The organism is Marinibacterium sp. SX1 (assembly GCF_050389775.1).
Classification (GTDB): Bacteria; Pseudomonadota; Alphaproteobacteria; order Rhodobacterales; family Rhodobacteraceae; genus Marinibacterium.
This window is the reverse complement of the sequence record NZ_CP177144.1, coordinates 697,631-719,936: the sequence shown is the minus strand read 5'-3', so window position 1 is coordinate 719,936 and position 22,306 is coordinate 697,631. Positions and strand designations below refer to the sequence as shown.

The following is a 22,306-nucleotide window of genomic DNA, read 5'->3' as shown; positions in this document are numbered from 1 at the left end:
CGCGCTACAACGATCCAACGGTTTTCGGCCTTTCGGCCCGCCGCCGGCATTTGTAAGGTCGTGGCGTTTTGGCAAGACCCGGGGGCAGACGTGGCCGCAGTGACGCCCATGATGGCGCAATATCTCGAGATCAAGGCAGCGCATCCCGATGCCCTGCTGTTCTACCGCATGGGCGATTTCTACGAGATGTTCTTTGATGATGCGGTGGCCGCGGCCGAGGCGCTGGACATCGCCCTGACCAAGCGCGGCAAGCATGAAGACCAGGACATTCCGATGTGCGGCGTGCCGGTCCATGCCGCCGAGGGCTACCTGCTGACGCTGATCCGCAAGGGGTTTCGCGTGGCCGTGGGCGAACAGCTGGAAAGCCCGGCCGAGGCCAAGAAGCGCGGGTCGAAATCGGTGGTCAAGCGCGATGTCGTGCGGCTGGTCACGCCGGGCACCCTGACCGAAGATGCCCTGCTGGAAGCCCGGCGCCACAATTTCCTGGCCGCCCTGGCGCTGCTGCGCGACGAATGCGCCCTGGCCTGGGCCGATATCTCGACCGGCGCGTTCCATGTCATGCCCCTGGGCCGGGCGCGGCTGGGCCCCGAACTGGCCCGGCTGGCGCCGGCCGAATTGCTGGTGGCTGATGGACTTGTGTCCGAGTTCGAAGAAATTGTCTCAGATATGGGAGTGCCGATGACGCCGCTGGCACGGTCCAGTTTCGACAGCGCGGGGGGCGAGCACCGGCTGTGCGAGTTGTTCGGCGTGTCGACGCTGGATGCCTTCGGCAGCTTTGGCCGGGCCGAGGTCTCGGCCATGGGCGCGCTGATCGATTACCTGGACATCACGCAGAAGGGGAAGCTGCCGCTGTTGCAACCGCCCCAGCGCGACCGGGCCGAGCGCAACGTGCAGATCGACGCGGCAACGCGGCGCAACCTGGAACTGACCCATGCCCTGTCGGGCGGGCGGGCCGGGTCGCTGCTGTCGGTCATCGACCGCACGCTGACCCCGGGCGGGGCGCGGTTGCTGGAACAGCGGCTGTCCAGCCCGTCGCGGGACCTTGAGGTCATCCAGGCGCGCCTTGCGGCGCTCGACCTGCTGGTCGAGGATCCGCTGCTGCGCGAAGACCTGCGCGCCTTGCTGCGCAAGACCCCCGACCTGGACCGGGCGCTGTCGCGCCTCTCGCTGGATCGCGGCGGGCCGCGTGACCTGGCCGCCGTGCGCGGGGCGCTGGCCCAGGGGGCGGCCCTGTCGGGCCGGGCCGGGGGAAGCGGCCTGCTGCCGCAGGCCGTGGGCGCCCTGACGGGCTTTGATACGCTGTCCGCGCGGCTGGACGCCGCGCTGGTGGCCGAGCCGCCGCTGCTGGCGCGCGACGGCGGGTTCATTGCCGAAGGCTACGAGGCCGAGCTCGACGAGGCCCGCACCCTGCGCGACGAGGGGCGCGGCGTGATCGCGGCGATGCAGAAGGAATATGCCACGCAGACGGGGATTTCCTCGTTGAAGATCAAGCACAACAACGTGCTGGGCTATTTCATCGAAACCACGGCGACCCATGCCGACAAGATGCTGTCGCCGCCGCTGTCGGACCGGTTCATCCACCGCCAGACCACGGCCAACCAGGTGCGGTTCACGACGGTCGAACTCTCGGAAATGGAAACCCGCATCCTGAACGCCGGGGGCCGGGCGCTGGAGATCGAGAAACGGCTGTTCGACGCGCTGCGCCGGGCGATCCTGGACGAGGCCCCGCGCCTGCACCAGGCGGCCCGGGCGCTGGCCGAGCTGGACCTGTCGGCCGGGCTGGCCGACCTGGCCGCGGGCGACGGCTGGACCCGGCCGCTCGTCGATGACAGCCGGGCGTTTCACATCGAGGCCGGGCGCCACCCGGTCGTCGAGGCCAGCCTGCGGCGCGACGGCACACCCTTCGTGGCCAATGATTGCGACCTGACGGCCGCCAGCGGCGCGGCGATCCACCTGCTGACCGGCCCGAACATGGCCGGTAAGTCGACCTATCTGCGGCAGAACGCGCTGATCGCGCTGCTGGCCCAGGCCGGGTCCTATGTGCCGGCCGACCGGGCGCATATCGGCTGTGTCAGCCAGATCTTCTCGCGCGTCGGGGCCGCCGATGACCTGGCCCGGGGGCGGTCGACCTTCATGGTCGAAATGGTCGAGACCGCGGCGATCCTGAACCAGGCCGACGACCATGCGCTGGTCATCCTCGACGAGATCGGGCGCGGCACGGCAACCTATGACGGGCTGTCCATCGCCTGGGCCACGCTGGAACACCTGCATGCGCAGAACCTCTGCCGGGCGCTCTTTGCGACCCATTACCACGAGCTGACCCAGCTGGCCGGATCGCTGGACGGCGTGGAAAATGCCACGGTGGCCGTCAAGGAATGGGACGGCGAGGTGATTTTCCTGCACGAGGTGCGCCAGGGCGCGGCCGACCGGTCCTACGGGGTGCAGGTGGCCCAGCTGGCCGGGCTGCCGGCCTCGGTCGTGGCGCGGGCGCGCACGGTTCTGGACGCGCTGGAACAGGGCGACCGCGAAGGCGGCAAGACGCCCAAGGCGCTGATCGACGATCTGCCGCTCTTTGCCGCCGCCCCGCCACCGCCCCCCGCGGCCAGTGCGCCGGCGCCCAGCCCGGCGCTGGACCTGCTGGCCGGGATCCAGCCCGACGACCTGTCCCCCCGCGAGGCGCTGGAGCTGGTCTATCGGCTGAAGGCCAGCCTGGATTCGTGACAGGCTCGGCGATTGCGCCAACAGGGTTTCCCCCCTAGATTGGCCGGGCTGGGCCAATCACGGGGTGATGACGTGGCGCGTATTCTGCTGCTGGAAGATGACGAGGAATTCGCCGAGCTGCTCAAGATGGATCTCGAGCTGTCCGACCACGAGGTGATCATCACCGATTCCGGCTCCAAGGCGCTGGACCACCTGACAAACGGCCATTTCGACCTGCTGATCGCCGATATCTACATCTGGAAAGGCGGCCGGGTGCAGAATGACGGCGGGTTGCTGCTGGCCGGGCGGTTGCGGCGGCTGCGCATCACCGACAAGTCGGATCGACGCGGGCGTATTCCGATCATCGTCATTTCCGGGGCGATCAACCGCCCGGGCCAGGCAAACATCCTGAACGTGGCCAGTTCGGTCGGGGCCGATGCGGTGCTGGCCAAGCCGTTTTCCAGCGACGACATGCATGACGCCGTGACCCGCATGCTGATCGATCATCCGGTCTGAGATCAGACCGGGCTGACTTCCCACAGGGCGGCGGCCAGGTCGGACAGCTTGCACGGCTTCTGCAGCACGATGAACTCGTCGGTCTCGCGGGCATCGCTGTCGCCCGACAGGCTGACATAGCCCGACATCAGGATGATGCCCCGGTCGGGGAACCGGTCGCGCACCTGGCGGGCCAGTTCGATGCCATCGACCCCGCGCGGCATGACGATGTCGCTGAGCAGGATGTCAAAGGCCATGCCCTCGTCGACAAGATCCAGCGCCGCCTTGCCGTCGCCGGCGGTCATCACCCGATAGCCCATGTCATCCAGCATCCGCGACATGGTTTCCAGCAGGTCCGGTTCGTCTTCGACCAGCAACACGGTCTGGCCCGAGCCATGGGGCACGTCGGGCCGATGCTGAGGCGCCTCGCGCTGGTGCTCGGGCGTGCCGCGCGGCAGGATCATGCGCACCGTCGTGCCCCGGCCTTCGTCGGAATAGATCTGCAATTCGCCCCGCGATTGCTGGACAAACCCATAGACCATGGCCAGGCCCAGCCCCGATCCACCCGACTCGGCCCGGGTGGTAAAGAACGGGTCGGTGGCCCGGCGGCGGACGTCCTCGGTCATGCCCGGACCGTTGTCGGCCACGGCTATTTCGATGAAGCGATGTTCGCGCGGCTCTACCGGCGGCTCTCCGCCCTGGCGTTCGATCAGCACCGGGTTTTGCGAGGTCACCCCGCGCACCAGGATGCCGATCGTGTCGCCACGCCGGCTTTCGCGGATGGCATCGCGGCTGTTCAGAACCAGGTTCAGCAGGGCGTTTTCCAGCTGGGGCCGGTCGCAGAAGACATAGAGGTCAGGCTCGGCCACCTCGAAACTGAGCGCAATGGTCTCTTCGACGGCCGGCCGGGCCAGGATGCGGAATTCCTCGATCACCTGGTCGGCCGGCCAGGACCGGTTGCGCCCGGGCTGGCGCCGGGCAAAGGACAACAGCCGTTCGGTCAGGTCACGGCCCCGGGCGACCGAGGACAGGATGCGTTCCAGCATCGACCGGGTGTCTTCGTCGGACACCTTCCTCTGGGCCAGTTCGGTGGCATAGAGGATCGTGGCCAGCAGGTTGTTGAAATCATGGGCAATACCCCCGGTCAGCTGGCCCAGGGCCTCCAACCGGCTGTTGCGTTCGATCTGCTGGCGGCTGCGCTCGCGGGTCGACACGTCATCGATCAGCAGGATGCGGTGCAGCCCGGCCGGTTCCATGTCGACCGGGGCCGAGGTCAGGCTGAGATACAGATCGCGGGACTCGCCGGCGCTGTCATGCATCCGCATGATCTCGGAGCGCAGCGGCTCGGCCCCAAGCAGGTGGTCCACCAGCTTGGACGGGCCGAATTCACCCTGGTCGCCATCCTGCCAATGAAAGCTGAAGCCCGTGGGCCAGTCCAGCGGCACCGGCCCCTGGCCCAGGCGAAACAGCCGGCGGGCATGGGCATTGGCCAGCATGATGCGGCCATCGCCGTCCAGCCCGATCAGCGCGCCGGACAGGGCCGAAAAGACGCCGTCCAGCCGGCGTTCGCGGGCTGCGCTGCGCCGGGCTTCGCGGCGGATGATGTAAAGCACCGCGGCCATGCCCAGGAACACGATGGCAATACCAAGGGCGCTGAGCCAGCGCAGCGTGCGGGCAAATTCGGTCACCCGGTCCTGCATGGCCACCCGGACCACTTCCAGCGTGGCATCCAGCTGGTTGGTCGCGGGCAGGTCGTCGTAACGCACCAGCGCGTCGATCTCGCGGACCGACAGGCCCTGGTCATGGGCCGCGCGAACCTGGGGCGCGGCCTCGGCATAGGCCAGGACGGCGGCGCGAACGTCGCTGACATCCAGCGGGGTGCCCGCCTCGCCCGCGATCTCTTCCATCCGCGCCAGAAGCCCCAGCGCCTGGGCCGCATGGGTCGCGGCTTCGGTGCAATAGCGGGGCTCCTCGGGGCGCAGCACGCAATTCTTGAAATTGTGGATCATGCCATCAAAGCCGACACTCACCAGCATCTGCTGCGTGGTGATGTCAAATTCCAGCTCGATGGTGCGCAAGCGCTTGGTGGCCCGGTCCATCTGGACCGGCAGCCAGGCCAGAAGGCCAAGCACGACGGCGCCGGCCAGACCGGCCAGCGCGGCATTCCTGTTCAGGCGTGGCCGCAACGTCATTGTCCCCCCGCGCGATGGCCCGGATCATGACGCCCGGGGCCTTCACTGGGACACAGCATCGACGAGTTGCGCCGCTGCGTCCATGGGCATCACTGCGCCCATGGGAGTTTTCTTCAACCTTCGGAGGTATGCGGCCGGGGCGTGCCCGCCCTGCCGTCAGCCGGCAGGCGCGCCCGGGCCGGGGTCGGCCTTACTTGGCCGGGTTCGACGAAACGCCGACCTGCGCCGGGCGCAGCAGGCGGTCATGCAGCATGCAGCCCTCGGCCGACACCTGGATGATCTCGCCGGCGGTGGTGCCGGGGACCGGGGCTTCGAACATGGCCTGGTGGATCTGCGGGTCGAACTTGTCGCCAACCTTGGGCGAGATCAGCTCGATCCCGTGCTTGGCAAAGACGTTCAGCAGCTCGCGCATGGTCAGCTCGACGCCTTCGATCAGCGCGGCCGACACGGCCTTTTGCTCGTCGGACGCCGATTCAACCGCCCGTTTCATGTTGTCGTAAACCGGCAGCATGTCACGCGCCAGTTTCGACCCGCCGTAATTCTCGGCCTCGCGCCGATCCTTCTCGGACCGCTTGCGCGCGTTCTCGGCATCCGCCAGCGCGCGCATGAACCGGTCGCGGAACTCGTCCCGCTCGGCGCGCAGCGCGTCCAGCTCGATCTCGTCGGCACCCGCCTCGTGCAGTTCCGCCGCCTGCTCTTCGGCCTCGGCTTCGGCGATATCATCGAGAAAATCGTCGTTCTTGGGCTCAGCCATTCGTCACCTCTAATTTCGGTCGGAAATCAGCCGCCCGACCAGCTGTGCCGTGTAATCCACGATCGGCACGATCCGTCCATAGTTCAGGCGCGTCGGGCCAATCACACCCACCGCGCCGATGATCTTTCGATCCGCGTTCATATATGGAGAGACCACCAGAGAGGAACCCGAAAGCGAAAAAAGTTTGTTCTCGGAGCCGATAAAAATGCGTACCCCGTCGCCTTCTTCGGTCAGATCGAGGAACTCGGCAATGTCTCTCTTGCGCTCCAGGTCGTCGAACAGCGTGCGGATGCGGTCGATCTCGGCCTCGCCGCCCTCGGCCAGCAGGTTGGCCCGGCCCCGCACGATCAGCCGCTCGGCGCCTTCGCCGGAATTGTCCCAGACCGCCATGCCGCTTTCGACCAGCGCATGAGCCAGGCTGTCGATCTCCTGGCGGCGGGTCGTGATCTCGGCCCCGATGACCCCGCGCAGCTCGGACAGCGTGCGCCCGTCGATCAGGGCATTGAGGAAATTCGCCGCCTCGCGCATCGAACTGGGCGTCTGGCCGGGCGGCGGGGTGAACAGCCGGTTTTCGACATGGCCATCGGAAAACACCAAAACGACCAGCGCCCGTTCGGGCGACAGCGACACGAATTCGATGTGGCGCAGCCCGGCCTCGTGCTTGGGCGTCAGAACCAGCGACGCGCTTTGTGTCACCCCCGACAGCGCCGACCCGACCTTGTCGAGCAGATGCGCCACGTCGGAAGAATTGCCGCTGACCGTCGCTTCGATCTTTTCGCGGTCCGACACGGTCACGTCGTCGATCTCAAGCAGGGAATCCACGAACATCCGCAGCCCGCGCTGCGTCGGCACCCGCCCGGCGCTGACATGCGGGCTGTCCAGCAGGCCCAGATATTCCAGGTCCTGCATGACGTTGCGGATCGTTGCGGCCGACACCTTTTCCGACAGGCTGCGCGTCAGCGTGCGGCTGCCCACCGGATCGCCGGTTTCAAGATAGCCCTCGACCACCCGACGAAAGACTTCGCGGGACCGGTCGTTCATGCTTTCCAACAATTCGCTGGTGCTTGTCATCTGCAAAACCCTGCCTGGCGCTCCATTAAATTCGACCGCTGTGAAAGGTCAATCAGGGTTGCGCCGGGACCGTGCCGGGGTCTATCCCGGGCGCGTCAACAAAGGATATCCCATGCGCCCCTCTGGTCGAGATTTAAGCGAAATGCGCCCGGTTTCAATCGAGACGGGCTTTACCAAACATGCCGAAGGATCGGCCCTGATCAAGGTCGGCGACACCCATGTGCTGTGCACCGCCACCATCGAGGACCGCGTGCCGCCCTTCATCAAGGGCTCGGGCCTGGGCTGGGTCACGGCCGAATACGGCATGCTGCCCCGCGCCACCAACACCCGTATGCGCCGTGAGGCCACCCAGGGCAAACAGGGCGGCCGCACCGTCGAAATCCAGCGCCTGATCGGCCGGTCGCTGCGCGCCGGGGTCGACCGCGTGGCCCTGGGCGAACGCCAGATTTCCATCGATTGCGACGTGCTCCAGGCCGATGGCGGCACCCGCTGCGCGTCGATCACCGGCGGCTGGGTTGCCCTGCGGCTGGCCGTGAACAAGCTGATGAAAGCCGGCGACGTGCGGACCGACCCGCTGATTTCGCCCGTGGCCGCCGTCAGCTGCGGCATCTATGCCGGCCAGCCGGTGCTGGACCTGGATTACCCCGAGGACAGCGAAGCCGGGGTCGATGGCAACTTTGTCATGCTGGGCGATGGCCGCATGATCGAAGTGCAGATGTCGGCCGAAGGCGCGACCTATTCGCGCGACCAGATGAATACCCTGCTGGACCTGGCCGAAAAAGGCGTCAAGGAGCTGGCCGCCGCCCAGTTGGCCGCCGTCGCATGACCCGGCGTTTCGACGGCGATCGCCTGCTGATCGCCACCCACAACAAGGGCAAGCTGGAAGAAATGGCCGCGCTGCTGGAACCCTACGGGGTTTCGGTGGTCGGCGCGGCGGACATGGACCTGCCCGAGCCGGAAGAAACCGAGGACACGTTCGTCGGCAACGCCCGGATCAAGGCCCATTCCGCGGCCCGCGCCACCGGCCTGCCCGCCCTGTCCGACGATTCCGGCATTGCCATCGACGCGCTGAACGGTGCACCCGGCGTCTATACTGCCGATTGGGCCGAAACACCCAATGGCCGCGATTTCGTCATGGCCATGGAACGCACCCATCGCGAGCTCGAGGCCATCAACGCGCCCTCCCCCCGCACCGCCCGGTTCTGCTGCACGCTGGTGCTGGCCTGGCCCGACGGCCATGACGAGGTCTACGAAGGCGTGATGCCCGGCCAGGTCGTCTGGCCGATGCGCGGGGAACAGGGTCATGGCTATGACCCGATCTTCGTGCCCGATGGCTATGACATCACCTTCGGCGAGATGGATCGCTGGGAAAAGAACAGGATTTCGCACCGGGCCAAGGCCACAGCGAAGTTCATCGACGCCAATTTTGGCTGAGGATTGGCAATCCGGCGGCTTCGGGCTGTATGTCCATTGGCCCTTCTGCGCCGCCAAATGCCCCTATTGCGATTTCAATTCGCATGTCTCGCGCCAGATCGACGAACAGGCCTGGCGCGAGGCTTATCTCTCTGAAATCGCACGCGTTTCTTCCGAAACGCCCGACAAGGTCCTGAACACGATCTTCTTCGGCGGCGGCACGCCGTCGCTCATGTCACCCGAGCTGGTCGGTGACGTGATCGACGCCGCGCGGCGCGGTTGGCGGTGGTCGAACGACGTGGAAATCACGCTCGAAGCCAATCCCGGGTCTGTCGAGGCCGGACGCTTTGCAGGCTATCGCATGGCCGGGGTCAACCGGGTCAGCATGGGTGTTCAGGCGCTGAACGACCGCGATTTGCGGCGCCTTGGCCGCATCCATTCCGTGGCCGAGGCCCGCGCCGCATTCGACATCGCGCGGCGCGAATTCGACCGGGTCAGTTTCGACCTGATCTATGCCCGCCAGGATCAATCGCTGGACGAATGGCGCGCCGAACTGACCGAAGCCCTGTCGATGGCCGTCGATCACCTGTCGCTCTACCAGCTGACGATCGAAGACGGCACGGCCTTTGCCGACAGGTTTCGTGCCGGCGGTTTGCGCGGCCTGCCCGAAGAGGACTTGGCCGCCGACATGTATGCCGTGACCCAGGAGGTCTGCGGCGGAGCCGGGATGCCCGCCTACGAGGTATCGAATCACGCCGCGCCCGGGTCCGAATCGCGGCACAACCAGATCTATTGGCGTTACGGCGATTATGCCGGAATCGGTCCGGGCGCCCATGGGCGCCTCACCGTGGATGGCCAGCGATTCGCCACCGAATCGCCCCGCGCGCCGGGGCTGTGGCTGGAAAAGGCACGCGCCGGCCTGGGCGAAGTGCCCCGTATTGCCCTGACCCGCGAAGATCAGGCGTCTGAATACCTCATCATGGGGATGCGGCTGTCCGAAGGGCTAGATATGGGGCGGTTTGCGCGGCTGTCCGGGGCGGAATTACGCCCCGATACGCTCGATCATCTCCAGGATCTTGGCCTGATCTACATCGAATCCGGCCGGTTGAAGACGACCGAATCGGGCCGCACCCTTCTGAACAGCGTCATTGCCGAGCTGATCTGAGCCTTCTGGCCCGCCTCAGGTGTTGCTGAGCAGGGCGCAGAGACTATCAAGCTCTTCCAGCGTCTCGTAGCGCACGGTCAACGAGCCTGATTCGGTCCCGTTTTGATGCGCCAGCGAGACTTTCATGCCCAAAGCCGCGGACAAATCGCCTTCCAGGGCGCGTGTGTCAGCGTCTTTTTCCTCGGTCTTGCGCGGTTTCAGCCGGGCTGCCGGTGCGTCGACCGCTGCCTGCTCGCGTTTGACCAGGGCTTCGGTCGCGCGAACCGAAAGGCCTTCTTTGACGACTTTTTTCGCCAATTCCGACGCATTTTCCGAGGTGATCAGCGCCCGAGCATGGCCCGCCGACAGCAATCCTTCACGCAAGAATTCCTGCACGTCTTCCGGCAGGTTCATCAGGCGCATCAGGTTGGCGATATGGCTGCGGCTTTTCCCCAGAGCTTCGGCCAGTTTTTCCTGCGTATGGCCGAAATTATCCATCAACTGACGATATCCGGCCGCTTCCTCGATGGGATTGAGGTCAGCGCGCTGGATATTCTCGATGATCGCAACTTCCAGCACTTCGACATCGTCGAATTCCCGCACCAGAACAGGGATTTCATGCAGTTGTGCGGCCTGCGCGGCCCGCCAACGCCGTTCCCCGGCGACAATCTCGTACAGCCCACCGTCTTTCGGACGCACGATCAGAGGCTGAATCACCCCTTTTTCGCGCACCGAGTTGGTCAATTCCTGCAGATGTTCCGGCGCGAATCGCCTCCGCGGCTGATTCGGGTTGGCCACCAGCTTTTCAATCGGCACCAAAAGATCCGGCCGACGCGGCCCCGCACCGCCTTCCCGGGTTTCTTCCGGCTGAACATCGGACATCAGCGCCGAAAGGCCACGTCCCAGCCCGCGCGGTTTCTTCGATCCTGCCATTCTGCCCTCCCGGCGGCTCAGGCGGCCACCTTGTTGTGTTTTTCCATCAATTCGTCGGCCAAGGCCCGGTAAGCCATCGCACCCTGCGAGTTCGTATCATAGGCGGTCACCGGCATGGCGTAGGAAGGTGCCTCGCTGACGCGAACATTCCTCGGAATCAGGGTGCGGAACACCAGGTCACCCAGGTTGTCCCGCGCATCCTGCTCGACTTGTTGCGACAAGTTGTTCCGCCGATCATACATCGTCAAGACAATGCCTTCGATCCGCAACTCGGGATTCGCGGTCTGGCGCACCTCGCGGATGGTCAACATCAGCTGCGACAGCCCTTCCAACGCATAAAATTCGCTTTGCAGCGGCACCAGAACCGAATGCGCCGCCACCATGGCGTTGACCGTCAACAGGTTCAGCGACGGCGGGCAATCGATCAGCACGTAATCCCAGGCATATTGATCCATGGCCGTCTGTCGCAGCGCATCATGCAGCAGGTAGCTGCGTTTTTCGTTGGAAACCAGCTCAATATCAGCGGAACTCAGGTCAACCGTCGCTGGAACGATCCCCAGGTTGTCGATTTCCGTGGCCTGAATGACATCGGTCAGCGGAACCTCGTCCAACAAAAGATCATAAGCCGTGTATTCGCGATCATCGACGCCAAGACCGGTGGACGCGTTGCCCTGCGGATCAAGATCCACCACCAGAACGCGCAATCCGCGTTCGACCAGCGCTGCGGCCAGGTTGATGGCCGTCGTGGTCTTGCCCACCCCGCCCTTCTGATTGGCAACGGCAACGATCCGCGGGCCCTGCGGACGCGAAAGATCAATCACGGGACACTCCTTTGAGGATCAGAAGAACCGCATCCGGCTCCGTCTCACTTGTAATCGTTTCGGCCTCGAAATTCCATGTGCGCCGCGCCTCCTCCAGCTCTTTTCCCCAGGTTTTCCCCTTGGGAAACAGCATCCTGCTGTCCGGCGCAGCATGGCGTGCAGCGTAGCCCAACAATGTCGTCAGATCGGCAAGTGCCCGTGCCGAGACAACATCTGCATTTTGAGGGTCCACAGCTTCGATCCGTTTGGACAGGACAGTGAAGTTATCCAGTCCACAGGTTCTCGCAGCGGTTCTGAGAAACACGGACTTGCGCTGATCGCTCTCAATCAGAGTGAACTTCGTCTCAATCGAAGCACCAGCCGCGCAAATCGCGGCGATGACCCCGGGAAATCCGCCGCCCGACCCCAAGTCTACCCAGTGTTTCGCGGGATGCCCTGCCTTGTAGACCTGGATAGAATCCTTGATATGGCGGGTCCACAGATCCGGGATGGATGCCCGTGAAATCAAATTGATGCGCGGATTCCATTTCAGGATCAGGTCTGCAAAGGCTTCCAGCCGTTCGAATGTTTCACGTGAAACATCCAACGCCGCCATTTCGGGCCGAATGATGTCGTTCATGCCCGTTTCAGCCGCTCGGCCCGACGCAAACGCGCCAGGATCAGTGCCAAAGCGGCGGGTGTCATGCCGTCAACCTTCGCCGCCTGCCCGACATTTCCGGGCCGATGCCGCGACAGCTTACCTTTCAACTCCGACGACAACCCCTCAAGTTCATCGAAATCGAATTCTGACGGAATCAACAACGCTTCGTCCCGTTTCATCGCCGCCACGTCCTTTTCCTGACGTGCGATGTAGTTGACATACAGCGCATCCCGCTCGGTTTGTTCCATGATGTCCGCATCGACGTCATCCAAACCATCCACCAGGCGCTGAATGTCACCAAATCCAACATCCGGAAACGCCAACACATCCATGCCCGTGCGCCGCGTCCCATCCTGATTGACCGAAATCCCAGCTGCAAGCACCTGTTTTGGCGTGTATGTTTCGTCCGTCAGACGCGACCGAACTTGATCAAGGCGTGTTTTCTTGTCTTCAAACGCCATTTTCCGCGTTTCACTGACGCACCCCAGTTCAATCGCTTTAGGTGTAAGGCGCTGATCGGCATTATCAGCGCGCAAAGACAGTCGAAACTCTGCGCGCGACGTGAACATGCGATAGGGTTCGGACACGCCACGCGTGGTCAGATCATCGATCATAACCCCGATATAGCTGTCGGTGCGGCTGAAATGCACGGGATCGCGACCCACAACATGTTGCGCCGCATTCAAACCTGCTACCAGACCTTGGGCTGCCGCCTCTTCATAACCCGTAGTTCCATTGATCTGACCCGCCAAGTAGAGACCTGGCACGTTTCGGAGGGCCAATTCCTGGGTCAGCGCACGAGGATCTACGTAATCATATTCGATGGCATAGCCAGGCTGCAGGATGACGGCCTGCTCCAAGCCCTTGATCGAATGGACATAGGCTTCCTGCACGTCTTCGGGCAAAGACGTCGAAATGCCATTGGGATAGATTGTCGGATCGTCCACGCCTTCGGGTTCAAGGAAGATCTGATGGGAATCCTTATCGGCGAAGCGGACAACCTTGTCTTCGATTGACGGGCAATATCGGGGCCCTACCCCTTCGATGTGTCCGCCATACATCGCCGAACGTTCCAGATTTTCGGAGATGATCGCATGTGTACGCGCATTCGTATGGGTGATGCCGCAAGAAATCTGCGGCGCCTGAACGCCCTTTGACAGGAACGAGAACATGACCGGATCGTCATCACCCGGCTGGCTTTCGAGGTCATCCCAATTGATCGTCCGCCCGTCCAACCGCGGCGGCGTGCCGGTTTTCAGCCGTCCGAGCGGCAATGCGAAGGAATCGATGCGTTCTGCAAGGCGAATTGACGGACGATCGCCAATGCGCCCCCCCGGGCGGCGCTGATCGCCGATATGTATCACGCCGCGCAGAAAGGTTCCGGTCGTCAGAACCACGGCACCGGCGCGAATTTCCGATCCATCTTCAAGAACGATGCCGCAGACGCGAGGGCCATCCATCAGGAAATCAACCGCTTCCCCTTCGATGATGGACAGGTTTTCACGGTTCTCCGTCTCGAAAAGCATCGCCTGACGATAGATCTTGCGGTCGGCTTGGGCACGAGGACCTTGAACAGCCGGGCCTTTGCGCCGATTCAGCAACCGAAACTGGATGCCCGCGCGATCGGCCACGCGCCCCATCACCCCGTCCATCGCATCGATTTCGCGAACCAGGTGGCCTTTTCCAAGGCCGCCGATCGCCGGATTACAGGACATGACGCCGATGCCATCGCGCCGAAGCGTCACGAGGCCGGTTCGCACACCCATCCGTGCGGCCGCATGGGCGGCTTCGGCACCGGCATGACCGCCGCCGATCACGACGACATCCAGATCACGATGTTTCACGTGAAACACTCCCCACTCGTTGCGGCATCATTTTCCCAGACAGAACCGGGAAAAGATCTCATCCAGAAGGTTTTCGACATCGACACGTCCCACGAGGGATTCAAGAGCACGAATCGCACTGCGCAATTCCTCCGCTGCGATATCATAAAGGTCGGGCCCGGCCTCTAGAAGGCCTTGCGCCTGCAACAGGCCAGAGGTCGCCTGTTCCATTGCCATGCGATGGCGCGCGTGGGTTGCCGTACCTGCGAGACGTGCGCGGGACGACAGGATGTCACCAATCCGGGCGACAAGAGCGTCGACCCCCTGCCCCGTTGCGCCGGAAATCGCACCGTCGGACACATCCAATAGGTCCGCCTTTGGGCGCAAGACGATATCGTCGTCGTCCAAGACCACACCTTCGGGCACATCGCCGTCGGTCAGAACGACACGCAGATCCGCTGCATTGGCCCGTTCCCGCGCCAGATCGACTCCGATGCCTTCAACCTCATCCAGGGTCTCCCGCATTCCGGCCGTGTCGAGCAGGGTAACCGGCAAACCGGCCAGGTCCATGCGCACTTCGATCACGTCCCGGGTCGTGCCGGCAACGTCCGAGGTAATGGCCGCGCGACGCCCCGCCAAGGTATTGAGCAGGGTCGATTTTCCGACGTTCGGCGCGCCAATGATCGCGACCTCGAACCCAGACCGGATGCGCTCTGCCATGGCCACGCCCGAGCTTTCGCGCTCAAGATCCCGGCGCACACCGTCCAACAGACCGGCGACCTCGGGACTGACATCAACGGGCACCTCTTCATCGGCGAAATCAATCGTGGCTTCCAGCAGAGCGGCGGCGCGGATCAGGTCTTCGCGCCAACGGTCGGCCATTTGGCCCAATCCACCGGAAAAGATCCGCTCGGCCTGCCGCCGTTGCGCTTCGGTCTCGGCATCGATCAGATCGGCAAGCCCTTCGACCTGGGCCAAGTCCAGCCTGCCGTTTTCCAGCGCCCGCCGGGTGAATTCACCGGGATCGGCCAGCCGTGCGTCACGGCCCAAGACGTCGATCATCGCGGACACAATCGCGCGGCTTCCATGCAGATGCAATTCGACCACGTCTTCGCCGGTGAAACTGGCCGGCGCCGAGAATGTCAGCAGCAGCGCATGATCAAGCTCGCGCCCATTATCGCGCAACACCCGCACGCTGCGCCCGGCCCGAGGCAAGCCGCCGCCGGCCAATTTTTCGCAAATCTCGAACGCCCCCGGTCCCGACACCCGCAGAACCGAGACCCCCGCCTTTCCAGGCGCTGTTGCCTCGGCAAAGATCGTGTCCATGGACCAGCCCGGATCAGGTGTTCATCGAATCGAAGAATTCGCCGTTGGTCTTGGTCTGCTTCAGTTTCGAGATCAGGAACTCGATCGCATCCGTCGTGCCCATCGGGTTGAGGATGCGGCGCAGCACGAAGGTCTTTTGCAGATCGCCCTTGTCGACCAACAGATCCTCTTTCCGCGTCCCGGATTTGAGGATGTCGATCGCCGGGAAGACGCGCTTGTCCGCGATCTTGCGATCCAGGACCAGTTCCGAGTTACCCGTGCCCTTGAATTCCTCGAAGATGACCTCGTCCATGCGCGAGCCGGTATCGATCAGCGCGGTCGCGATGATCGTCAGCGAGCCGCCTTCTTCGATGTTCCGGGCCGCACCAAAGAACCGTTTCGGCCGCTGCAGCGCGTTGGCGTCGACACCACCGGTCAAAACCTTGCCCGACGAGGGCACAACGGTGTTGAACGCCCTACCAAGTCTGGTGATCGAGTCCAGAAGGATCACAACATCTCGTTTGTGTTCGACCAGGCGCTTGGCCTTTTCGATCACCATCTCGGACACGGCAACGTGGCGCGTGGCGGGTTCGTCGAAGGTCGAGGAGATGACCTCGCCCTTCACCGACCGCTGCATGTCGGTGACTTCCTCTGGCCGTTCGTCGATCAGCAGGACGATCAGGTAACATTCCGGGTGGTTGGCTTCGATCGAATGGGCGATGTTCTGCAGCAGAACGGTCTTACCCGTGCGCGGCGGTGCCACGATCAGCGACCGCTGGCCCTTGCCGATGGGCGCGACCAGGTCGATGATCCGGGCCGAACGGTCCTTCACCGTCGGATCGTTCAGCTCCATGTTCAGCCGTTCGTCGGGATAAAGCGGCGTGAGGTTGTCAAAGGCGATCTTGTGACGCGCCTTTTCCGGGTCCTCGAAGTTGATCTTGGTGCAATCGGTCAGCGCAAAGTAACGCTCGTTGTCGTTCGGCGCCTTGATCTTGCCCTCGATCGTGTCGCCGGTGCGCAGCGAATGCAGGCGGATCATGTCGGGCGAAACGTAGATGTCGTCCGGTCCGGGCAGGTAATTGGCCTCGGGCGAGCGCAGGAAGCCGAACCCGTCCTGAAGCACTTCAAGAACGCCGTCGCCCGAGATTTCCCAGCCTTCATCCGCGCGTTCGCGCAGAATCTGGAACATCATCTCGCCCTTCCGCATGGTCGAGGCGTTCTCGATCTCCAGCTCCTCGGCCATGGCCAGGAGATCCTTGGGGCTCTTGGCCTTGAGATCGTAGAGATTGAGCGATTCGATTGTCATGAAGAATGTCCTGCAGGTCGGCAGTTCCGTGCCGGTCCGTTGCGTTTATCGTCGGGAATCACGCATTCCCGGACGGGCGCGTTGCGGGGCTTCATAAGGACCCGCGACGCGTCTGTCAATTTTTGGGGATAAGATTCAGAATTTCAGGATGACCGAGAAGACGATGACGATCAGCAGCAGCGTCGGCACTTCGTTCATCATCCGGTAACGCCGCCCGGTCAGAACATTGGTGCCGGCGGCGAAATCCTTGCGCCTTTTCGCAAGCCAATGGTGGAACCAGGTCATCGCGATGACGGCTGCGGCCTTGGTCCAGGGCCAGACAAGCGTCCAATCCACGATACCGGGGGTGAACACCAGCATCAGCCCGAACACCCACGTCGCGATGCTGGCCGGATTCATGATCAGGCGGAGCAGCTTGTATTCCATCATGGCAAAGACCCCGTCGAGGCCGTCGACATCGCCGGCCTGTTCGACGTGATGGACGAAAAGACGGGGCAGATAGAACAGCCCGGCCATCCAGGACACGACCGCCACGATGTGCAGGGCCTTGGTCCAGGGATAGAGCGAGATCAGAAGGTCAGTCATCTTATCCTCATGAGGCGCGCCGGCCCTTCCCTATATAATATTAAGAGAAAAGTAAGGATGATGTGATTGTAGGGCGGCCTGAATCTGTGGATTATTCCGTTCTCCCGCAAGTTTTCCCGCTGTGGGGAAAATCACAGCCTTCTCAGCCACATATCGTGGAAGATGGTGAAAAACGACGCGTTAACAAAAGGTTAACGAAGCAGATCAGCGGGTAAGATTGTGGATAAAACAGGTATGACCGTGCATGGCCATGCTTATCCACTGCGACGACTTATCCTTGTCCTCTCAGGAAAATGGTCTGATGTCGTCATGAAATCTTCACCAAACCGGCGGACTTGAAGAACGCGTCAAGTTTTATACAAATCACTCGCCACCCGTCCGACCACATCTCCACCGACTTATCCACATGCGGCCGCCTTCCCCCGGCCCGGAAATCTGACCGGAACCCATGACACGCCCGCTTATCCTTGCCTCCGGCTCCGCCATCCGCGCCACGCTTCTGACCAACGCGGCGATCCCGTTCACCGTCCAGGTCCCGCGTATCGACGAAGAGGCGATCAAGGCCTCGTTGCTGGCCGAAGAGGCCCGCCCCCGCGACATTGCCGACACCCTGGCCGAGATGAAGGCGCGCAAGGTGGCCGACAAGGCGCCCGGCGCCCGTGTCCTGGCCTGCGACCAGGTGCTCAGCCACGATGGCCGCCTGCTGTCGAAACCCGCGACGCCCGAAGAGGCCGAGGCCCAGATCCTGTCACTGTCCGGCCAGCGCCACACGCTCAATTCGGCGGCCGTGATGTATGACGAGGCCCGGCCGATCTGGCGACACGTGGGCATGGTGCACCTGACCATGGCGCAGCTCGATCCGGCCTATGTCACGGGCTACGTGCGGCGCAACTGGGACAGCATCCGCCACGCCGTGGGCGCCTACAAGCTCGAGGAAGAAGGCGTGCGGCTGTTTACAAAGATTGACGGCGATTATTTCAACGTATTGGGTATGCCCCTGTTGGAACTGCTGGCCTTTCTGGCCGACCGGGGGGATATCGACAGATGAGCGACGCGCGCATTCCGCTGGCCGGAGTGATCGGACATCCGATTGCCCATTCGAAATCGCCCCGGCTGTTTGCCCATTGGCTGCGCCACCACGGCATCCGGGGCCATTACATCCCCATGGATATCGCCCATGACGACCTGGAAAAGGTGTTGCGCACCCTGCCGGCCATGGGCTTTGTCGGGCTCAACGTCACGATCCCGCACAAGGAAACCGTGCTGGGCCTGGCCGACCTGGTGACCGACCGGGCCACGCTGATCGGTGCGGCAAACACCCTGATCTTTCGGCCAGATGGCAAGATTCATGCCGACAATACAGACGGTTACGGGTTCATGGAAAACCTGCGCACCGGCGCGCCCGATTGGGACCCAAAGGCCGGCCCGGCCGTGGTCCTGGGGGCCGGCGGGGCCGCACGGGCGGTTGTCTCGGCCCTGGCCGAGGCCGGCGTGCCCGACATCCTGCTGACCAACCGCACCCGCATCCGGGCGGAAAAGCTGAAAGAGGATTTCGGCCAGCGCGTCCAGGTTGTCGATTGGGTCCAGGCGGGCAACATCGTCGAAGGTGCCGGGCTGGTCGTCAACACGACCTCGCTGGGCATGGTCGGCAAGCCCGAGCTGCGCGTGCCACTCGACGGGCTGCGCCCGGGCACCTTGGTTACCGACCTGGTCTATGCGCCGCTGCGCACGCACCTGCTGCAAACCGCCGAATCCATGGGCTGCACCGTGGTCGACGGGCTGGGCATGCTGCTGCACCAGGCCGTGCCGGGCTTTGAACGCTGGTTCGGCCCCCGGCCCCAGGTCGACGAGGCCACCCGCGCCGCCGTCCTGGCATGACCTACCGGCTTGGCCTGACCGGTTCGATCGGCATGGGCAAGAGCACCACCGCCCGGCTCTTTGCCGAGGCGGGCTGCGCGGTCTGGGATGCCGATGCCGCCGTGCACCGGCTGTATGCCGCGGGCGGCGCGGCGGTAGCGCCCATGGAAGCGGCCTTTCCCGACGCGATCGAACAGGGCGCCGTGTCGCGCGCGCGGCTGAAACAGATCATCGCGGACGATCCCGCCGCCCTGCCCCGCATCGAATCCATCGTTCACCCGCTGGTGGCCCGCGACCGGGCCGATTTCGCCGCCGCCGCCACGGCCGACATCCTGGTCTTCGACATTCCCCTGCTGTTCGAAACCGGCGGGGCCGACCGGATGGATGCCACCGCCGTGGTTTCCGTCGATGGTGACACCCAGAAGGCCCGCGTGATGGCCCGTGGCACCATGACCGAGGCGCAATTCGAACAGATCCGCGCGAAACAGATGCCCGACGCCGAAAAACGCGCCCTGGCGGATCATGTCATCGTCACCGACACGCTGGACCATGCCCGCGCACAGGTGCACAAGATCCTCGACCAGATCAGGAACAGGCCCCATGCGTGAGATCGTCCTCGACACCGAAACCACCGGCTTTGACCCGGAAACCGGCGACCGCATCGTCGAGATCGGCGGCGTCGAGCTGTACAATCACATCGCCACCGGCCGGACCTATCACCAGTACATCAACCCCGAACGGCCGATGCCCCAGGAAGCGTTCGAGGTGCACGGGCTGGGCGACGATTTCCTGCGCGACAAGCCCAAGTTCGCCCAGATCGGCCAGGAATTCCTGGATTTCGTTGGCGATGCCGTTCTGGTCATCCACAATGCCAGCTTCGACATGAAATTCCTCAATGCCGAGCTGCGCTGGATGGGCCTGCCCCAGCTGCCCATGAGCCAGTCGCTCGACACCCTGGCCATCGCCCGCAAGCGGTTCCCCGGCGCGCCCGCCACGCTGGATGCGCTCTGCCGGCGGTTCAACATCGACAATTCCTCGCGGACCCTGCACGGCGCCCTGCTCGACAGTGAAATCCTGGCCGAGGTCTATCTTGAACTGATCGGCGGCCGGCAGCCCGACCTGGTGCTCACCCGCCGCTCGACCGGCGGCGACCAGGGCGACGACAACTGGCGCCCGCGCCCGCGCCCCACTCCGCTGCCCTCGCGCCTGACCGAGGCCGAGCGCACGGCCCACGACGCCTTCGTCGACAAGCTGGGCGACGATCCCCTGTGGCGCCGCGGCTAGGATTGCTGCTTCTTTCTCTTTGAAAATATCCGGCGCACCATCCCCGCCAACCCGCCGAAACAGAAAAGGGCGCCCCGCGGGACGCCCTGAATTCTTCTTTTGATCCAGTATCTTACTGGGTCGGTGCCTCGGCGGCCTGGGCCTGTGCGGCGGCCTGGCGCCGGGCGATTTCCTGGCGGTAGAGCGCCACGAAATCGATGTTGTCCAGGTTCAGCGGCGGATAGCCACCGTCGCGCGTCACGTCCGACACGATGCGGCGCAGGAACGGGAACAGGATGCGCGGGCATTCGATCATCAGGAACGGATGCAGCTGCTCGTCCGGGATGCCTTCGATGTGAAAGACCCCGCCGTAATCGATTTCCATCAGGAACAGGCTGTCGCCGCTGTCCTTGGCCTTCGACGTGATGGTCAGCTTGATCGCCACTTCGTACTGGTGATCGGCGCCACGCTTCTTGCCGTCCAAGTTCACCTGCACGTTGATGTCGGGCTGGCCTTCGCTGCGTCCGCCCTTCTGGGCCATGACGTTTTCAAAGGACATGTCGCGGATGAACTGGCCAAGCACGCGCATCTGCACCTGCGGCTGTTGCGGTGCGGCACCTTGCGGATCGGGATTGTCGGTCATGCGACGTCTCCTTGGATACGGTTTGTCGCTGTCTACCAGCAAGCCTGCCAAGGCTCAATGGCGGTCGGGGTCCTTCTCGACCCAGGCCGACGGTCGCGACGGGCCGTCATTGTCGCGCGGCCGCACTTCGGTGAAATCGCCGTCGATGATGTCACCCTGGCCACCGAAGCCCTGCGGCCCCGTGCCGCGGGGCCCGCCCGGCCGCTGGGCCCCGGGATGGGCGGCAAAGCCCTGCACCGTCACCCGCGCCGAGACCTGGCGATAAAGCCACAGCCGCACCGGCGGCATCAGCAGCGCAAAGCCCACGGCATCGGTGAAAAACCCCGGGGTCAGCAGCAGAACGCCGGCAAACAGGATCATTGCCCCTTCGGCCAGCGGCTCGGACGGGTCGCGCAGGTCGTTGAACGCGCCGGTCAGTTTCTGCAGCGCCTGACGCCCCTGGCTCTTGACCAGCCAGGTGCCCAGCATGGCCGTCCCGACGACGATGGCCAGCGTCGGCCACAGCCCGATCAGCCCTCCGACCTGGACAAAGAGGGTGATCTCGATCAGCGGAACGAGAAGAAAGGCGAGAAACAGCGGCAACGAAGTCTCCTTGCGGATGGGTCAACTGGCGGGGGGATGGTAGACTTGAACCCTCCCCTTGCCTACATAAGGATGAACACGGGGCGCTCAATGCCCAGCGTCGGAAACGAGGATACTTGATGAATTCGCCCCTGATCCAGCTTCTGGTCCTTGCCGGGATCGCCGTCTTCCTGATCCTGCGCCTGCGCAGCGTGCTTGGAACGCGCGAAGGGTTCGAAAAACCCCCCGCCACCCAGATGCCCGAAAAACCCTCGCGCCCGGATTTCGAGGTGATCGAGGGCGGGCCGGATCGGGACATCACCGATCACGTGCCCGAAGACAGCCCGATGGCCGAGGATTTCGCCGCCATGAAACGGGTCGAGCCCAGCTTCTCGGTCTCGGAATTCATGGGCGGCGCGCGCGGTGCCTATGAAATGATCGTGATGGGCTTTGAACGCGGCGAACTCAGCGCGCTCGAACCCTACCTGGCCGAAGATGTCTTTCAGACCTTTGTCGATGTCGTCGCGCAGCGCGAAGACCAGGGCCTGACGATCGAAGCCGATTTCATCGGCGTGCGGGAATTGTCCTTTGCCGAGACGCGGTTCGACAAGGACAGCAACCTGGCCGAGATCACCATGCGCTTCACCGGCGAGCTGACCTCGGTGGTCAAGGACCGCGACGGCCAGATCATCGAAGGCAGCCCCACCACCGTCAAGCGCCAGAAGGACAGCTGGACCTTTGCGCGGACCATGGGATCGGACGATCCGAACTGGCTGCTGGTCGCGACCGACGGGTGATTT

Annotated in this window: 22 protein-coding genes; 10 read left to right on the top strand and 12 right to left on the bottom strand. The window is 63.7% G+C overall.

Features of this window, described 5'->3' with window-relative positions; translation table 11 throughout:
* Positions 1–108: 108 nt before the first annotated feature.
* Positions 109–2,721 (top strand): DNA mismatch repair protein MutS, encoded by a 2,613-nt coding sequence (gene mutS, locus ACK3BB_RS03305; protein WP_428928809.1) that lies wholly within the window; start codon positions 109–111, stop codon positions 2,719–2,721.
* Positions 2,722–2,793: 72 nt separating this feature from the next.
* Positions 2,794–3,216 (top strand): response regulator, encoded by a 423-nt coding sequence (locus ACK3BB_RS03300; protein WP_428927309.1) that lies wholly within the window; start codon positions 2,794–2,796, stop codon positions 3,214–3,216.
* A gap of 2 nt (positions 3,217–3,218) precedes the next feature.
* Here the strand turns inward: ACK3BB_RS03300 and ACK3BB_RS03295 are convergent, their stop codons facing one another.
* The 3 genes from ACK3BB_RS03295 to hrcA form a co-directional block, all read right to left on the bottom strand.
* Positions 3,219–5,387, bottom strand: coding sequence for a response regulator (locus tag ACK3BB_RS03295; RefSeq protein WP_428927308.1), 2,169 nt, complete (start codon positions 5,385–5,387; stop codon positions 3,219–3,221).
* Positions 5,388–5,577: 190 nt separating this feature from the next.
* Positions 5,578–6,141: a nucleotide exchange factor GrpE gene (locus ACK3BB_RS03290; protein ID WP_428927307.1), complete on the bottom strand. Its 564-nt coding sequence runs from the start codon at positions 6,139–6,141 to the stop codon at positions 5,578–5,580.
* Positions 6,142–6,150: 9 nt separating this feature from the next.
* Complete coding sequence (gene hrcA, locus ACK3BB_RS03285) at positions 6,151–7,212, bottom strand: heat-inducible transcriptional repressor HrcA (protein WP_428927306.1); 1,062 nt, start codon at positions 7,210–7,212, stop codon at positions 6,151–6,153.
* 112 nt (positions 7,213–7,324) lie between these two features.
* Here hrcA and rph point away from each other — a divergent pair, with 112 nt between their 5' ends.
* The 3 genes from rph to hemW are packed head-to-tail and all read left to right on the top strand — an operon-like array spanning position 7,325 to position 9,790.
* Positions 7,325–8,038 (top strand): ribonuclease PH, encoded by a 714-nt coding sequence (gene rph / locus ACK3BB_RS03280; protein WP_428928808.1) that lies wholly within the window; start codon positions 7,325–7,327, stop codon positions 8,036–8,038.
* A complete protein-coding gene (rdgB, locus tag ACK3BB_RS03275) occupies positions 8,035–8,646 on the top strand; it encodes an RdgB/HAM1 family non-canonical purine NTP pyrophosphatase (RefSeq protein WP_428927305.1) in 612 nt (203 codons plus the stop codon). Before rph ends, rdgB begins: the two co-directional genes overlap by 4 nt.
* The gene (hemW, locus tag ACK3BB_RS03270; protein WP_428927304.1) at positions 8,639–9,790 is read left to right on the top strand and encodes a radical SAM family heme chaperone HemW; all 1,152 of its coding nucleotides are present in this window, start codon (positions 8,639–8,641) and stop codon (positions 9,788–9,790) included. The genes rdgB and hemW overlap by 8 nt, the downstream gene beginning before the upstream one ends.
* Before the next feature lie 15 nt (positions 9,791–9,805).
* On the opposite strand, the gene ACK3BB_RS03265 is transcribed toward hemW, so the two are convergent.
* From ACK3BB_RS03265 to ACK3BB_RS03235, 7 genes are all read right to left on the bottom strand, one after another.
* Positions 9,806–10,702 (bottom strand): ParB/RepB/Spo0J family partition protein, encoded by an 897-nt coding sequence (locus ACK3BB_RS03265; RefSeq protein ID WP_428927303.1) that lies wholly within the window; start codon positions 10,700–10,702, stop codon positions 9,806–9,808.
* Positions 10,703–10,719: 17 nt separating this feature from the next.
* On the bottom strand, positions 10,720–11,523 hold the full coding sequence (locus tag ACK3BB_RS03260) for a ParA family protein (protein WP_428927302.1): 804 nt from the start codon (positions 11,521–11,523) through the stop codon (positions 10,720–10,722).
* Positions 11,516–12,142, bottom strand: a complete 627-nt coding sequence (gene rsmG, locus ACK3BB_RS03255; RefSeq protein ID WP_428927301.1) for a 16S rRNA (guanine(527)-N(7))-methyltransferase RsmG — start codon at positions 12,140–12,142, stop codon at positions 11,516–11,518. The genes ACK3BB_RS03260 and rsmG overlap by 8 nt, the downstream gene beginning before the upstream one ends.
* Positions 12,139–14,016 (bottom strand): tRNA uridine-5-carboxymethylaminomethyl(34) synthesis enzyme MnmG, encoded by a 1,878-nt coding sequence (mnmG, locus tag ACK3BB_RS03250; protein WP_428927300.1) that lies wholly within the window; start codon positions 14,014–14,016, stop codon positions 12,139–12,141. Before mnmG ends, rsmG begins: the two co-directional genes overlap by 4 nt.
* 18 nt (positions 14,017–14,034) lie before the next feature.
* Positions 14,035–15,312 carry a tRNA uridine-5-carboxymethylaminomethyl(34) synthesis GTPase MnmE gene (mnmE, locus tag ACK3BB_RS03245; protein WP_428927299.1) on the bottom strand — a complete coding sequence of 426 codons (1,278 nt, stop codon included), beginning with the start codon at positions 15,310–15,312 and terminating at the stop codon, positions 14,035–14,037.
* A gap of 13 nt (positions 15,313–15,325) precedes the next feature.
* Positions 15,326–16,597 (bottom strand): transcription termination factor Rho, encoded by a 1,272-nt coding sequence (gene rho / locus ACK3BB_RS03240; RefSeq protein WP_428927298.1) that lies wholly within the window; start codon positions 16,595–16,597, stop codon positions 15,326–15,328.
* Between the two features lie 135 nt (positions 16,598–16,732).
* The gene (locus tag ACK3BB_RS03235) at positions 16,733–17,182 is read right to left on the bottom strand and encodes a CopD family protein (protein ID WP_428927297.1); all 450 of its coding nucleotides are present in this window, start codon (positions 17,180–17,182) and stop codon (positions 16,733–16,735) included.
* Between the two features lie 448 nt (positions 17,183–17,630).
* Between ACK3BB_RS03235 and ACK3BB_RS03230 the strand changes: the two genes are divergently transcribed.
* From ACK3BB_RS03230 to dnaQ, 4 genes are read left to right on the top strand one after another with little or no spacing between them, the layout of a single operon-like run.
* Complete coding sequence (locus ACK3BB_RS03230; protein WP_428927296.1) at positions 17,631–18,230, top strand: Maf family protein; 600 nt, start codon at positions 17,631–17,633, stop codon at positions 18,228–18,230.
* A complete protein-coding gene (locus tag ACK3BB_RS03225) occupies positions 18,227–19,060 on the top strand; it encodes a shikimate dehydrogenase (RefSeq protein WP_428927295.1) in 834 nt (277 codons plus the stop codon). Before ACK3BB_RS03230 ends, ACK3BB_RS03225 begins: the two co-directional genes overlap by 4 nt.
* Positions 19,057–19,647: a dephospho-CoA kinase gene (gene coaE, locus ACK3BB_RS03220; protein ID WP_428927294.1), complete on the top strand. Its 591-nt coding sequence runs from the start codon at positions 19,057–19,059 to the stop codon at positions 19,645–19,647. The genes ACK3BB_RS03225 and coaE overlap by 4 nt, the downstream gene beginning before the upstream one ends.
* On the top strand, positions 19,640–20,323 hold the full coding sequence (gene dnaQ, locus ACK3BB_RS03215; RefSeq protein ID WP_428927293.1) for a DNA polymerase III subunit epsilon: 684 nt from the start codon (positions 19,640–19,642) through the stop codon (positions 20,321–20,323). The genes coaE and dnaQ overlap by 8 nt, the downstream gene beginning before the upstream one ends.
* A gap of 112 nt (positions 20,324–20,435) precedes the next feature.
* On the opposite strand, the gene secB is transcribed toward dnaQ, so the two are convergent.
* Positions 20,436–20,945, bottom strand: a complete 510-nt coding sequence (gene secB / locus ACK3BB_RS03210) for a protein-export chaperone SecB (protein WP_428927292.1) — start codon at positions 20,943–20,945, stop codon at positions 20,436–20,438.
* A gap of 54 nt (positions 20,946–20,999) precedes the next feature.
* Positions 21,000–21,527: an FxsA family protein gene (locus tag ACK3BB_RS03205; RefSeq protein WP_428927291.1), complete on the bottom strand. Its 528-nt coding sequence runs from the start codon at positions 21,525–21,527 to the stop codon at positions 21,000–21,002.
* A gap of 119 nt (positions 21,528–21,646) precedes the next feature.
* Between ACK3BB_RS03205 and ACK3BB_RS03200 the strand changes: the two genes are divergently transcribed.
* Positions 21,647–22,303: a Tim44/TimA family putative adaptor protein gene (locus ACK3BB_RS03200; RefSeq protein ID WP_428927290.1), complete on the top strand. Its 657-nt coding sequence runs from the start codon at positions 21,647–21,649 to the stop codon at positions 22,301–22,303.
* Positions 22,304–22,306: the final 3 nt, after the last annotated feature.

What these genes read in the sequence shown, in the direction of transcription:
- mutS (WP_428928809.1), top strand. Translation starts at nt 109, where the DNA reads ATGATGGCGCAATATCTCGAGATCAAGGCAGCGCATCCCGATGCCCTG.
- ACK3BB_RS03295 (WP_428927308.1), bottom strand. Translation starts at nt 5,387, where the DNA reads ATGACGTTGCGGCCACGCCTGAACAGGAATGCCGCGCTGGCCGGTCTG.
- ACK3BB_RS03290 (WP_428927307.1), bottom strand. Translation starts at nt 6,141, where the DNA reads ATGGCTGAGCCCAAGAACGACGATTTTCTCGATGATATCGCCGAAGCC.
- hrcA (WP_428927306.1), bottom strand. Translation starts at nt 7,212, where the DNA reads ATGACAAGCACCAGCGAATTGTTGGAAAGCATGAACGACCGGTCCCGC.
- rph (WP_428928808.1), top strand. Translation starts at nt 7,325, where the DNA reads ATGCGCCCCTCTGGTCGAGATTTAAGCGAAATGCGCCCGGTTTCAATC.
- rdgB (WP_428927305.1), top strand. Translation starts at nt 8,035, where the DNA reads ATGACCCGGCGTTTCGACGGCGATCGCCTGCTGATCGCCACCCACAAC.
- ACK3BB_RS03265 (WP_428927303.1), bottom strand. Translation starts at nt 10,702, where the DNA reads ATGGCAGGATCGAAGAAACCGCGCGGGCTGGGACGTGGCCTTTCGGCG.
- rsmG (WP_428927301.1), bottom strand. Translation starts at nt 12,142, where the DNA reads ATGAACGACATCATTCGGCCCGAAATGGCGGCGTTGGATGTTTCACGT.
- mnmE (WP_428927299.1), bottom strand. Translation starts at nt 15,312, where the DNA reads ATGGACACGATCTTTGCCGAGGCAACAGCGCCTGGAAAGGCGGGGGTC.
- rho (WP_428927298.1), bottom strand. Translation starts at nt 16,597, where the DNA reads ATGACAATCGAATCGCTCAATCTCTACGATCTCAAGGCCAAGAGCCCC.
- ACK3BB_RS03235 (WP_428927297.1), bottom strand. Translation starts at nt 17,182, where the DNA reads ATGACTGACCTTCTGATCTCGCTCTATCCCTGGACCAAGGCCCTGCAC.
- ACK3BB_RS03230 (WP_428927296.1), top strand. Translation starts at nt 17,631, where the DNA reads ATGACACGCCCGCTTATCCTTGCCTCCGGCTCCGCCATCCGCGCCACG.
- ACK3BB_RS03225 (WP_428927295.1), top strand. Translation starts at nt 18,227, where the DNA reads ATGAGCGACGCGCGCATTCCGCTGGCCGGAGTGATCGGACATCCGATT.
- coaE (WP_428927294.1), top strand. Translation starts at nt 19,057, where the DNA reads ATGACCTACCGGCTTGGCCTGACCGGTTCGATCGGCATGGGCAAGAGC.
- dnaQ (WP_428927293.1), top strand. Translation starts at nt 19,640, where the DNA reads ATGCGTGAGATCGTCCTCGACACCGAAACCACCGGCTTTGACCCGGAA.
- secB (WP_428927292.1), bottom strand. Translation starts at nt 20,945, where the DNA reads ATGACCGACAATCCCGATCCGCAAGGTGCCGCACCGCAACAGCCGCAG.
- ACK3BB_RS03200 (WP_428927290.1), top strand. Translation starts at nt 21,647, where the DNA reads ATGAATTCGCCCCTGATCCAGCTTCTGGTCCTTGCCGGGATCGCCGTC.